Origin of the sequence: Corynebacterium sp. (assembly GCF_012837295.1) — a bacterium.
Classification (GTDB): Bacteria; Actinomycetota; Actinomycetes; order Mycobacteriales; family Mycobacteriaceae; genus Corynebacterium.
In genome coordinates this window covers 1-12,272 of the sequence record NZ_DURI01000111.1, presented here as the reverse complement: position 1 = coordinate 12,272, position 12,272 = coordinate 1, and the positions used below count along the sequence as shown (strand labels likewise).

Here is a 12,272-nt window from a genome sequence, read left to right as displayed (position 1 = left end):
GGCGTGACGCTGGCGGCGGGGGCCGACGGCGACGCCACCCGCGCCGAGTCCGAGCGGCTGTGCGCCGACGCCTTCCGCGTCACCGGCGCGCTCGTGGTCGGCGACCCCCGCGGCGACCTGCTGGCCACCGAGCGCGACGTCCGGGTCGGCGACCGTGCCTACCAGTGCCGTCCGGCGGCGGAGAAGGTGCTGCGCTGCACCGCGGACGACGGGTCGATGGTGACCCTCTGGTCCGCCGCGCCCTGATCGACGGCCGATCGGCCCGGGTGCTCCACTCCGCAAAACCACCTATGCTGGGGGTGATGTCGGAGGGGCGCCAGAGGGCCGCTGCAAGGCACCGCCCCCCATTGCCGTTGCGCAGCATGCGCTCACACGGAGTAGCGAAGGGCAGGGTGCGGAAATGTCGGAGATCTTGTACGTCAGCGGGTCGAACATGGGGATGTCGCGCATCGCCGAAGGCCTGACGCGCCACGTCGCGCCGTCCGTGACGGTGACGTCGGCGGGCATCGACGTCGATCCCGATGACCGGGGCGTCGACGAGGATGCGCGCCGGGCGTGCGCCGAGATCGGCGCCCGCTGCGATGGCGATCCGCTGCAGCTGACCCCGTCGCTGGCGGACCGCGCCGACGTCGTGGTCGTCCTCGGCGACATCGACGTCTCGGAGCACGTGGCGCCGGACGTCGACACGCAGCGGTGGGAGATCCGCGACCCGGCGGCCGACGGCGTCCGCGGCGTCGAGCGATACCGCCTGCTTCGCGACGACCTCCGCGAGCGCATCCTCGGCGTCCTCGAGGATCTCGGCGAGGCGCCGTCCGCGATGTGAGTCGCGGCCGCCCCAATCCTCACCTGGTGGCCTCGGGCGCCGGGCCCGCCGCCTAGGGTGGGTAGACATGAAAATGGGACCATCTCTGCGCCGCACCCTCGTCAACGCCGCGGGCAAGCGCCTGACGCCGAATCGCCTGCGCCACCTGCTCAACGGGTGGCCGCCGCTGGCCGCGATGGGCATCCGCATCACGCACGTCGCGGACGATTGGTCGCGCGGCCGCCTGGAACTGCGGCTCAACCGCCTCAACGCGAACATGCACGGCGCGGCGTTCGGCGGCACGCTGTTCTCGATGACGGACGTGCTCTTCGGGACGCTGGTCATGCAGCGACTGGGCGTCGACAAGTACGAGGCGTGGACGCGCACCGGTTCCTTCGAATACATCCAGCCGGGCCGCCGGGGCTCCTACCTGGAGGTCGAGGCCACCGATGAACTGATCGCGCAGATCCTCGCCGAAACCGAGGGCGGCTTTTCCACGGTCGTCCCGTACACCTCCGTCATCCGCGACCGCGACGGCGGGATCGTGGGGATCGGGCAGCAGGACCTGTACGTGCGTCGGCGTGGCATCGGCAAGCCGCCGCCGAATCCGGCGCAGATCGAGCACGTGGCGGGGGAGAACCTCATCGCCGCCGGCCGCACCCTGGCGCGCCTGGGCCTGCGCGGGCCGGAGCACCGCGAACGCCTGACGCAGCACGAGCGCATGGCCCGCCGCTGCGTGCGCCCCGAGGCCCGCGCCGTCGCATGGCTCGACGGGGTGCTCGAGTTCGGTTCCGTGAGCATCGAGGATTACCGCGCCGCGGGCCTGCCGGAGGTGGTCATCGAGGCGCTCACGGCCGAGCGCCCGTCGGCGGCCGCTATGTCGCTGCGCGCCGAGGTCGTCGAGGCCCGGGAGTCGCTGGGCAAATACTGAGCCGCTCTCCCGCCTGCACCGCCCCGCCTGCGCCGTCTCCCCGCCGGGAGTACGGTGGCGGGCACCGATGAATCCCGGTCACTTTCATTGGCCGGGATGGTCGCGGGGCGGTGATTTCCCCCCCGGCCGACGGATGAGCGGAAGGTGGATCGGCGTGAGCGGAACGAAGGGCAATTACGCGCGGCAGCTGGTGGAGACTCTGGCGGCGCAGGGGGTGCGCCGGATCTACGGCCTGGTGGGCGACAGCCTCAACCCGGTCGTCGACGCCGTGCGCCTGAACGACGACATCGAGTGGGTGCACGTCCACAACGAGGAGTCCGCCGCCTTCGCGGCCGGCGCGGAATCGCTGATCACGGGCCAGTTGGCCGTGTGCGCGGCGTCGTGCGGCCCCGGCAACACGCACCTGATCCAGGGGCTTTACGACGCCCACCGGAACGGCGCCAAAGTGCTGGCCATCGCCTCGCACATCCCCTCGCAAATGATCGGCACCTCCTTCTTCCAGGAGACCCACCCCGAGCAGCTGTTCAACGAGTGCTCCGGGTACTGCGAGATGGTCAACTCCGCGGAGCAGGGCGCGAAGATCCTGCACAACGCCATCCAGTCGACGATGGCCGGAAATGGCGTGTCCGTGCTGGTCATGCCCGGTGATCTGGCATCGGAGGATGCCGTCGCCGCTCCCGCGCTCGCGTCGCGGATCGTGCCGGCGGCGGGCGTCGTCAAGCCGGACCAGGCCCAGGTCGACGACCTGGCCCGGGCCATCAACGACGCCGGGACGGTGACCTTCATGGTCGGCGCGGGCGCCGCCGGCGCGCGCGACGAGGTGCTGGAACTGGCGCGGAGGGTCAAGGCGCCGGTCGGGCACGCGCTGGGCGGCAAGGAGATCATCCAGCACGACAACCCTCATGACGTGGGCATGTCCGGACTGCTCGGCTACGGCGGACTGCAGAAGGCGATGGACGACGCCGACCTGTTCATCATGATCGGCACCGACTTCCCGTACTCCGACTTCCTGCCGACGAAGAACGTGGCGCAGATCGACGCCGAGGCCGCCAACCTCGGCCGCCGCACCACCGTCGCGCACCCCGTCCACGGCGACGTCGGCGAAACGGTGCGCGCCCTGCTTCCCCTGGTCGCCGAGAAGACCGACGACTCCTTCCTGGTGAAGATGCTGCGCCACCACGAACGCGAACTCGAGCACGTCATCGAGGCGTACACCCACGGCGTCGAGGACAAGACGCCCATCCACCCCGAGTACGTCGCCCGGGTGCTCGACGAGCTCGCCGACGACGACGCCGTGTTCACCGTGGACACCGGCATGTGCAACGTGTGGGCCGCCCGCTACCTCACCCCGAACGGCCGCCGCCGCGTGCTGGGATCCTGGCGCCACGGCACCATGGCCAACGCGCTGCCGCACGCCATCGGCGCGCAGGGGCCGGACCGCGACCGGCAGGTGATCTCGATGTCCGGCGACGGCGGCCTGGCGATGCTGCTCGGCGAGCTGCTCACCGTGCGCCGCAACGACCTGCCCGTGAAGACCGTCGTGTTCAACAACTCCTCGCTGGGCATGGTGAAGCTGGAGATGCTCGTCGAGGGCATGCCGGACTTCGGCACCGACCACGACGACGTCGACTACGCGGCCGTCGCCTCGGCGCTGGGCATGCGGTCGGTGCGCATCACCGACCCGAAGCGACTGCGGCAGCAGCTCGCCGACGCGCTGGCGCACGAGGGGCCCGTGCTCATCGACGTCGTCACCGACCCCGATGCGCTGTCGATGCCGCCGGAGATTTCGCTGGAGCAGGTCGCCGGGTTCACCAAGGCGTCCGTGCGCACGGTCCTCGACGGCGGCGTGGGCAAGATGGTCGAGCTCGCACGCGCGAACCTCCGCAACATCCCGCGGCCGTAGGGGCGGGGCCGGTGCACGGCGCCGGTTCAGCCCAGCAGCTCCGCGATCAGCTCGGCGACGCCGCGATCGTGGGGCTGCAGCTGGTGGGGCACGCCGCGGCCGAGGCGGTCCTCCAGCCGGATCGTCGCGGCACCCGGGTATTCGTCCGCGGTCAGCGCGCAGTCCGAGGGCACGATGCGGTCCGCGTCGGTGACCAGGTCGAACCACTCTGGCAGAAACGTGGAGCTGTCGCCGTCGTCGCCGAGGTCGGCCAGCGCTTCCCGTGCGGCCTTCGCCACGGCCGGCAGCGCTTTCCAGGTCACGTTTCCGCCGGCCGCGCGGCCCAGCAGGTTGTTTCGCAGTTTGATCTGATCCACCAAAGCCTGCCCAAACGTCGCGCGGATGGCGGACATCGGCACCCCGCGCGGAATGCGCACCCCGCGATGGCTGCCCGACATGCAGACGACGCGCCGCACCGAACCGAGGGGCAGCGGTTCCGCTTTCCGCGATCTTCGCCTGCCCGCAGCGTCCCGTGTTCCAGCAGTCTCCCGTGTTTCCGCGGTAGCCTGCGTTCCCGCCGTCGTCGATGCACCCGGCCCCCGCAGCATCTCCGCGACCATCAGGCCCGCGAGCAGACCGCCCTGCGAATGTCCCACCAAGTCCACGCGTTCAGCGCCGGTGATGTCGAGCGTTGCGCGGACGATGCGGGTGACTTCCGCGAGGTTCTCCGCCAACGGCGCCGTGCCCCGACCCCCGTACGTCGGCGCGACGACTATCCGGCCGCGGGCCAGCAACAATTCCGCGAGGTTGCCCCAGTTCCCGCCGTTGGCCACGGTCCCGTGCAGGCACACCACCGGCGGTTCGGTCGGTGCGTCACCGCCCGGCGTCCGCGCCCCCAGTGTCCCCGCAGTCGGTGTTCCCGCTTCTCGGGCACTCACGTCGAGCACACCCTCGGGCAGAGAACCCGTGGGCGGGAATTTCAAGAGCAGCGGCTTCACCGGCCGGTCACGCCACCCGGCTCATCGGGGTCGGCGGGAACTTCTCCGACATCACCGTCGTCACCATCATCACCGTCGTCATCGCCGCCCCGGCCCCACTTGAACTTCGGGCCGGACCCCTTCGACTCCGCCAACTTCTGCAGGCCCGGCAAACCGGCGCGCTCCGCCCAATCCGAGAACCCCTCCGAGTACATGAACGCCGAGAGCAGCGACGCGAAACTCGTCGAGGCGGCCCCTTCGCCGGGCAAGGGGGCGTCGCCAAGCTCCTCCCGAGCCGCATCCGCCCGGGCATCCGAACTCGAACCGTCGCCGACGCCCCCATCGGCCCCGTCGTCTTCCGCGACGAACGCCGCACCCGAAAACGACTCGTTGACCAGCTGCAACAACTGCTCGCGCACCAACGCCCGCACCCGGCGGTCCGTGGCCACGTGCTCGTGCATGACCACCGCCTGCGGGAACCGGTCCTGCACCCAAATGTTGTCGACCGTGCCCTGCCCGCCATCGTCGAGGAAACACGACGACGGCGGATTGATCAGCTGATCCGTCCGGCTGGCGATGCACGTGTACGTCACGCCCGGCGCCGTCACGTCGCGCCGCGCGATGTCCTCCAGCAGCGGCGACCCCGTCAGCTGCTCTATGCCGGACTGCCCCCAGTAGCTCTGCACGAAGTTGTTCACCAGCGACTTCGTCCCCGGGATCTTCAGCAGGCTCGCCGCCGCGCCGCCCAGCGACGTCCCGTGGTTCGGCGCCGCCAGGCACACCACGTGCCGCGTGAATTGCGGATCCCGGAACGACAGGAGCGTCGCCAGCAGCCCGCCCTGCGAATGCCCGACGATGATCGCCCGCCGCCCGCCCGTGGCCACCAGCACCTGCCGGATGTACGCCGCCAGCTGGTCCATCGAGTCGGTCAGCGGCCCCGTCGCCCGGTACCCGTAGTCCGGGGCGAACACGGCCCACCCGTCCTTGCGCAGCTCCGCGCCGAGGTCCTCCCACACGCCCTTCGCGTGGCCGGTGCCGTGGATGAGCACGATCGGCCACGGGCGTTTCGGCGACACCGTCGCCCGCCAGTCGTCCTCGAAAATCCCGCGCCGCGTGCGGTACGTGGCGTACGGGACCTGCGGAGTGTCGTCGGCCATTACGCCAGGTCCGTGGTTCCCAGGGCGTTGCGGAGCTTGTCGGCGGCCTCGTCCATCTTCGCCGGGTCGGGGTCGCGGTCGATGTTGGCGAGGTTGAAGCCGCTCATGTCCTGCGCCGGGAAGACGTGGATGTGTGCGTGGGGGACCTCGAACCCGGCGATGAGGTAGCCGGCGCGCGGGGCGTCGAACGCCTCGACGACCGCCCGGCCGACCTTCTGCGCGACCTCGTTCATGTGGGCCCACAGCGCCGGGTCGGCGTCGGTCCACTTGTCCACTTCCTCGACCGGAATGACCAGCGTGTGGCCGTACGCGACCGGCTCGATGGTGAGGAACGCCACCACCTTCTCGTCCCGGTAGACGAATCGGCCGGGCAGCTCGCCGTTGATGATCTTCGTGAAGACGGTGCTCATGCCGCCCAGGGTAGCGGCCAACCCGGACGGCGTGCAGGGGATCGGTTCGTCCACAGGTTGCCGTCGGCGGCGGGTTTCTCCACAGCTTGACGACGCCCACGCCCTCCCCGTCCGCCCCGAACGTCGAATTCGGCGACACTGGCCCCGGGCCCCGCCCTCATCGGGTGGGGTGGCGCGGCGGGGGACCGCGCGCCGGAAATCGAGCAATGGGGGATAAGTCAGTGGGGGATACGCCAATGGGGGATAAGTCAGTGGGGGATACGCCAATGGGAAACGTCGCCATTTCGCAAAGCGGCGGCGAACGGGGCGGCAGGGCGTCGTCGCAAAGCAACAATGCGGGGGACAAAGCGGGCGCCGAGACATGGCCGCCGCCACCGCACGCCGTGCCGCGCACCCGCGCCGAGCTGATCGCCGCGCACGGCATCGGCGCCGAACGCACATGGACGCGCGTTCGCCGGGGCCTGTACCTGCCGCCCGGTACCGATGTCACGCCGCAGGTCAGGGCGCTCGCCGAAGTGCGCGCGCGACCCGCCGCGGTACTTTCCGGAGCTGCCGCCGCCCGCGCCTGGGGACATCCGTGGGTCGCGAACTGCGTGCCGGAAATGGTGCTTCTCGGTGGTGCGGAAGGCGGCAACGGCGTGCAGCAGGTGGAGGCGGACGTGACCATCCTCCGCAGGAAGCCCGCCAGAAAGCTGCGTCGTTGCGCACTGTCGATTCGAGACCCCTGCAGCGCCATCGGTGCCGCGGGCCCCGGCGAGGTCACCATCACCATCGCCGAGCCGCTCGACGTCACCATCGACTGCGTCGCGGCTCTGCCCGACGACGAGGCCATCGCGTTCCTCGACGGCGCCATTCGAGCATGGGGAATCGACCGCCAACTGCGCGAATGGGCCAATCGCAGCGGCCGCACCGGCGCGAAACGCATGCGCGAACTGCTGGACTGGACCGATTGGCGAGCGGAGTCCCGGCCCGAAAGCCTCCTGCGCACCAAGCTGCGGCGCGCCGGGCAATCACAGTGGGTGCCGCAGTACATGGTGCTCGTGGCGAGCGGCAAACGATGGGTCGACCTGGGCGATCACGACTACCGCATCTCCATTGAGTTTCTCGGGCAAGGGCACTGGCAGGATGCTGAATCTCGACGCGCCGATGCCCAGCGCGTCAATGAGCTGCGCGAAACCGGCTGGACCGTCATCGAAGTCACCATTCTCGACGTGTTCCGCGATTTCGACGCGTTGCTGCGGCGAATCGACGAGCATCGCCGGCGCATCGACGCGGAACGGGCGCAGGATCTCGCATGGCGGCGCAGCAAGACCGTCGAAGCCATGCGCGGGCGCGTGAACCGCTGGATCAAATAGGTGGCGCCGTTCCGCGTGGCCGGCCATCTCCCGTGACGTCGCATTTTGGCGCGTCGTAGGACGGCCGAAAAACCAGAATCCGCTGAGTCGCCCTGAGAGGGGCTACCGGCTCGACATCGATCGAATGTTCGACATCAGGGGTGAATGCCGTTGTGGTGCCTTGTGGTGCGATTCTGGGCGGCGTGCTGATCAGTTCTAAATAGTGAACAATTGGTCAGCGCAACTGGTTCAATATGCCGCCGTGGGCGCGCTCCTGAGACGGCGTGCGCGGCGTCGTGTTGAAGGAATCGGGGTCGAATAATTCAATTGGCCGCCGTACGTGGCGCATGTTTTGCGCGCTTGCGGCGGCTAGTTGAATTCGGGGAATTGCGTTTGGGCTTCGCGGCGGTGGCGAGGGGCGTGTGCCGCGTTGTGCGCCGTTGGGTGGGGCCGACAGGGGCTGTCGGAGCCTGTTCGGGTCTCCCATTGGGGCATATCGGGTCGGTGATGCTGCCGGGCTTGATGGGGCGGGTGTGAATCGGGTGCAGGTTGGCGGCGACGGATGGAGCCGGGTGTCGCGAGCCTGGGGTGCATGAGGCTCTTGTCGCCAATGGGGATCTTGGTACGTGGGTGAAATGCGTTCGTGTCGGCATGGGCGCCGCGAGGCGGCGGGCGGCGGGGCGGGCGGCTCGACGTGCAGATGGGGCGATGAATGGACGCGGGGCGGGTGAACCACGCGCGTGTGATTCGTTTGGCGGGGGTAGTTTTCGGCGCCGATTTTTCCGGCCGGCAATGGCGCTTTACGACGGCCCGCGCGCCACGTTTTCCGGCGTTCGATTGGTTGGCGATGCGGTTGCGAGAGGTTCCGGGAACGGAACGGGTTACCAACTTCGGGGGTGTCCGCTCCGACGCCGTTATGGGGAAACGGCCGGGAATGCAGGGCTGTGGGGGGTTGACGTGCGGGAACGAGGGGCGTCCGATAGTGCGGAGGCCTCGAGCGGCGGGTGTTCGGGGAAGGCGCGGAGGCGGACTGTAACGCGGGGGTGATCGACCGCACCGATCGCATGCGGCGATGAATCGGAGCGGCCAATATTGGCCGCGGGGTGAGCCACTGGGGCGGCCGAGGTACGAGGGCCGCAGCGGGTGCGATCGCCCCGCCGAACTCGGTGCGGTCATCGAAACACGGTGGTCACGGCGGTCATGGGGCCGAGAAGGTCGCAATGGTCACGGTGATCACGATGGTCGCGGCGGTGTTCGGCGGGAGCGACGGGGAAGGGGAGCACCCGTGCTTCGGGGGGAACCGCGGCACGGTCCCGCGCGTTGGCGGACCAGGGTCCGGGAAACCGGGCTCCGAACCGCCACGGGCGAGGACGGCGCCGCAACCGAAGGTCCGGCCGGCATCCGGGAACGATGGGGGACATTTCACCGGGTGCCCGCGCTCGGGCATTGCTCACCCCGCACGACCGGCCGCCCGCACCGCACGTGGGGAGTGCGCGGGCGGCCGACGAGGGGGATGGCGTGGAGAGGACCGCGCCGAACACCGGCCCCGGCGCAGAGGCGGGCACGCCGAATCTGGGTGCGCGCGGGCGTCGCAAAGCAGGGTGCGGAGCATTGGGGTGGCCCGGAATGAGGGCCGCGACCTGGTGCGTAGAATCACGGGCATGCGCATCCTCGTTATCGGTTCCGGTGCCCGCGAGCACGCCCTCCTCCATTCCATGAGCAAGGACCCGCAGGTCGGCGAGTCCGATCTGCACGTCGCGCCGGGCAATGCCGGCATGTCCCAGTTGGCCACGATGCACCCGGTGAAGGTCGATGACCCCGCCGCGTGCGCCGCGCTGGCCGACGAGATCGCCCCGGACCTGGTGGTCATCGGCCCGGAGGTGCCGCTGGTGGCGGGCGTGGGCGACGCCCTGCGCGCCAAGGGGTACCCGGTGTTCGGCCCGAACGCCGATGCGGCGCGGATCGAGGGCTCGAAGGCGTTCGCGAAGGACGTCATGGCCGCGGCCAACGTCAAGACGGCCCACGCCGAGGCGATCCAGCCGGGCGCCTCGGACGCCGACATCGACGCCGCCATCGACCGTTTCGGCCCGACCTGGGTGGTCAAGGACGATGGCCTGGCCGCGGGCAAGGGCGTCGTGGTCACGCCGGATCGCGCGGAGGCGCGGGCGCATGCCGCCGACGTGCTGGCCGCGGGCAATCCGGTGCTGCTGGAGTCCTTCCTCGACGGCCCGGAGGTCAGCCTCTTCTGCCTGGTCGACGGCGAAACGGTCGTGCCGCTGCAGCCGGCGCAGGACCACAAGCGCGTCGGGAACAACGACGAGGGCCCGAACACGGGCGGCATGGGCGCCTACGCTCCGCTGGAGTGGCTGCCGGACAACGGCGTCCAGCGCATCGTCGACGAGGTCTGCGTGCCGGTGGCCAAGGAGATGGTCGCCCGCGGCTGCCCGTTCCAGGGCCTTCTCTATGCGGGTCTGGCGTGGGGCGCGGACGGCCCGTCGGTCGTCGAGTTCAATTGCCGTTTCGGTGATCCGGAGACGCAGGCGGTGCTGGCGCTGCTGGAGTCGCCGCTGGCCCAGGTGCTGCACGCGGCGGCGACGGGCACGCTGGCCGATCAGCCGGAGCTGCAGTGGCGCGACGGTTACGCGCTGACGGTGGTCCTCGCCGCGAAGGGGTACCCGCAGGACACGCGCACGGGCGATGTGATCGCGGGCGCCGAGCCGGGCCGCGAGGACGAGGGCGTGCTCCACGCGGGCACCGCCGTCGACGCGGACGGCAACATCGTCTCCGCCGGCGGCCGCGTGCTCAACGTCGTCGGCGTCGGCGCCACGCTGGAGGAGGCCCGCGAGCGCGCGTACGCCGTGCTGCCGACCCTCGAGCTCGATGGTTCGCATTACCGCACGGACATCGCGCTGCCGGCGGTGGAGGGCCGCATCACCATTCCGCAGTAGCGGTCGGCGGCAGGCACCGCTTTTGCTTCACGACGTCCCCGCGCGCAGGTCGAATGGCCTGGGCGCGGGGACGTCGTAAAGCACCGATAAGCTGGTGCCATGATGCCTTCGAAGCGGTCCGAGGTGGCCCCGTTCCATGTGATGGACGTGCTGGCGGCGGCGCAGGAGAGGCAGCGGACGCATGGCGATGCGCTGTTCCTGTGCGCGGGTCAGCCGTCGACGCCGGCGCCGCGGCGGGCGCTGGAGGCGGTGCAGTCGGCGGTGGGGTCCCAAATTCTCGGGTACACCGAGGCGACCGGCATTCCGGGGTTGAAGCGCGCGATCGCCGACGACCACAATCGCCGGATGCGGCTGCGCGGAGGTGAGGGGCGCGGGGGTGCGGGGCGCGAGGTGGTGCCCGAGGACGTGGTGGTCACGACGGGATCGTCGGGCGGGTTCGTGACGCTGTTCCTGGCGGCCCTGGATCCCGGCGACGACATCGTGCTGGCCCGGCCCGGCTACCCGGCGTACCGCAACACGCTGCAGGCCCTCGGCGCGAACGTCATCGAAATCGACTGTGGTCCGGAGACGCGCTTCCAGCTCACCGCCGAACTGCTCGAGGGGCTGGAGCGGGTGCCGCGGGCGGTGATCGTCACCAGCCCCGACAACCCCACGGGCACCATCATCGACGGCGAGGAGCTCGGCCGCATCGCCCGTTGGTGCGAGGCCAACGACGTCCTGCTGGTCAGCGACGAGATCTACCACGGCATTTCCTTCGGCCGCGAGTGCGTCAGCGCCCGGGAGTTCAGCGACGCCGCGGTCGTGGTGGGCTCGGTGAGCAAGTACCACTCGATGACCGGCTGGCGCGTCGGCTGGCTGATCATCCCCGAGTGGCTGCGCGGGCCGTGCGACCGGCTGGCGGCGAACCTCACCGTGTGTCCGCCGGCGGTGTCGCAGTTCGCTGCGATCGAGGCGTTCCACCCCGAGTCGATCGCGGAGCTCGACGGGCACGTGCGCCGCTACGCGGCCAACCGCGAGCTGCTCATCGAGCGCTTGCCCGCCGCGGGATTGGGCACCTTCGCCCCGCCGGACGGGGGCTTCTACGTCTACGCCGACGTGTCGCACCTGACGGACGACTCGCTGACGTGGGCGCGGGAGCTTCTCGACGCCACCGGCGTCGCCGTCGCGCCGGGCGTCGACTTCGACGTCGTCGCAGGTCATGAATGGGTGCGGCTGTGTTTCGCGGGGTCGACGGAGGACATGGCCGAGGCGTGCCGCCGCATCGGGGCGTTCAACGGTAAATAGCTCTTCCCTTCATTGCTCGATGGGTCTAACGTCGTCGCGGTGAGCATCACGTTGAGCGTGGGGCGGCGCCGCAGGCACCTTCGCCCCACGATGGCGGTGGCCCTCGGTTTCCTCGGGGTCATCGTGGCGGGCACGGCCCTGTTGGCCGCGCCGTGGTCGTCGGCGTCCGGCAAGGCGAGCGCGCTTTCCGACGCATTGTTCACCGCGACGTCGGCGGTGTGCCTGACCGGTTTGATCACCGTGGACACGGCGACACACTGGTCCTTCGCCGGGCAGGTGACCATCATGGCGCTGATCCAGCTCGGGGGCTTCGGCTTCATGACGCTGGCGTCGTTGATGGGGCTGCTCGTCGCCGGGCGGCTGGGGCTGCGCCAGCGTTTCGGGGCGACCGCCGAAGGCCGCGGCATCGATTTGGGCGAAGTCGCCTGGGTGGTCCGGGCGACGGTGCTGTTCACCGCGGTGGTCGAAGTTGTCGTCGCGACCGTGCTGACGCTGCGCTTCCATTGGGCGTACGGCTACGGCTGGCCGCGGGCGGCGTGGGAGGGCG

The 12,272-nt window shown here is 70.2% G+C and carries 11 protein-coding genes; 8 read left to right on the top strand and 3 right to left on the bottom strand.

What is annotated here, in order from left to right; all coding sequences use genetic code 11:
- From GX015_RS03750 to GX015_RS03735, 4 genes are all read left to right on the top strand, one after another.
- Positions 1-246 (top strand): hypothetical protein (locus GX015_RS03750; protein WP_291342897.1); only part of this gene is annotated, 246 nt, incomplete at its 5' end.
- A gap of 154 nt (positions 247-400) precedes the next feature.
- A complete protein-coding gene (locus GX015_RS03745; protein WP_102214133.1) occupies positions 401-823 on the top strand; it encodes a low molecular weight phosphatase family protein in 423 nt (140 codons plus the stop codon).
- A 67-nt stretch (positions 824-890) separates the two neighbouring features.
- Complete coding sequence (locus GX015_RS03740; protein WP_102213192.1) at positions 891-1,733, top strand: DUF4442 domain-containing protein; 843 nt, start codon at positions 891-893, stop codon at positions 1,731-1,733.
- A 154-nt stretch (positions 1,734-1,887) separates the two neighbouring features.
- Positions 1,888-3,636 carry a pyruvate dehydrogenase gene (locus GX015_RS03735; RefSeq protein WP_291342895.1) on the top strand — a complete coding sequence of 583 codons (1,749 nt, stop codon included), beginning with the start codon at positions 1,888-1,890 and terminating at the stop codon, positions 3,634-3,636.
- 26 nt (positions 3,637-3,662) lie between these two features.
- On the opposite strand, the gene GX015_RS03730 is transcribed toward GX015_RS03735, so the two are convergent.
- Genes GX015_RS03730 through GX015_RS03720 form a run of 3 tightly spaced genes read right to left on the bottom strand, consistent with a single transcriptional unit; the run spans position 3,663 to position 6,159 of the window.
- A complete protein-coding gene (locus GX015_RS03730) occupies positions 3,663-4,613 on the bottom strand; it encodes an alpha/beta hydrolase (protein WP_291342894.1) in 951 nt (316 codons plus the stop codon).
- Positions 4,610-5,749 (bottom strand): alpha/beta fold hydrolase, encoded by a 1,140-nt coding sequence (locus tag GX015_RS03725; RefSeq protein WP_291342893.1) that lies wholly within the window; start codon positions 5,747-5,749, stop codon positions 4,610-4,612. The genes GX015_RS03730 and GX015_RS03725 overlap by 4 nt, the downstream gene beginning before the upstream one ends.
- A complete protein-coding gene (locus GX015_RS03720; protein WP_291342892.1) occupies positions 5,749-6,159 on the bottom strand; it encodes an HIT family protein in 411 nt (136 codons plus the stop codon). The genes GX015_RS03725 and GX015_RS03720 overlap by 1 nt, the downstream gene beginning before the upstream one ends.
- Before the next feature lie 266 nt (positions 6,160-6,425).
- On the opposite strand from GX015_RS03720, the gene GX015_RS03715 reads away from it, so the two are divergent.
- The 4 genes from GX015_RS03715 to GX015_RS03700 form a co-directional block, all read left to right on the top strand.
- The gene (locus GX015_RS03715) at positions 6,426-7,514 is read left to right on the top strand and encodes a hypothetical protein (protein WP_291342891.1); all 1,089 of its coding nucleotides are present in this window, start codon (positions 6,426-6,428) and stop codon (positions 7,512-7,514) included.
- 1,640 nt (positions 7,515-9,154) lie between these two features.
- Entirely contained in the window at positions 9,155-10,441 is a 1,287-nt protein-coding gene (gene purD, locus GX015_RS03710) for a phosphoribosylamine--glycine ligase (RefSeq protein ID WP_291342890.1), read from the top strand.
- 99 nt (positions 10,442-10,540) lie between these two features.
- Entirely contained in the window at positions 10,541-11,725 is a 1,185-nt protein-coding gene (locus GX015_RS03705; RefSeq protein ID WP_291342889.1) for an aminotransferase class I/II-fold pyridoxal phosphate-dependent enzyme, read from the top strand.
- A 39-nt stretch (positions 11,726-11,764) separates the two neighbouring features.
- Positions 11,765-12,272 (top strand): potassium transporter TrkG (locus GX015_RS03700; RefSeq protein ID WP_291342887.1); only part of this gene is annotated, 508 nt, incomplete at its 3' end.

What these genes read in the sequence shown, in the direction of transcription:
- GX015_RS03745 (WP_102214133.1), top strand. Translation starts at nt 401, where the DNA reads ATGTCGGAGATCTTGTACGTCAGCGGGTCGAACATGGGGATGTCGCGC.
- GX015_RS03740 (WP_102213192.1), top strand. Translation starts at nt 891, where the DNA reads ATGAAAATGGGACCATCTCTGCGCCGCACCCTCGTCAACGCCGCGGGC.
- GX015_RS03725 (WP_291342893.1), bottom strand. Translation starts at nt 5,749, where the DNA reads ATGGCCGACGACACTCCGCAGGTCCCGTACGCCACGTACCGCACGCGG.
- GX015_RS03720 (WP_291342892.1), bottom strand. Translation starts at nt 6,159, where the DNA reads ATGAGCACCGTCTTCACGAAGATCATCAACGGCGAGCTGCCCGGCCGA.
- GX015_RS03715 (WP_291342891.1), top strand. Translation starts at nt 6,426, where the DNA reads ATGGGAAACGTCGCCATTTCGCAAAGCGGCGGCGAACGGGGCGGCAGG.
- purD (WP_291342890.1), top strand. Translation starts at nt 9,155, where the DNA reads ATGCGCATCCTCGTTATCGGTTCCGGTGCCCGCGAGCACGCCCTCCTC.
- GX015_RS03705 (WP_291342889.1), top strand. Translation starts at nt 10,541, where the DNA reads ATGATGCCTTCGAAGCGGTCCGAGGTGGCCCCGTTCCATGTGATGGAC.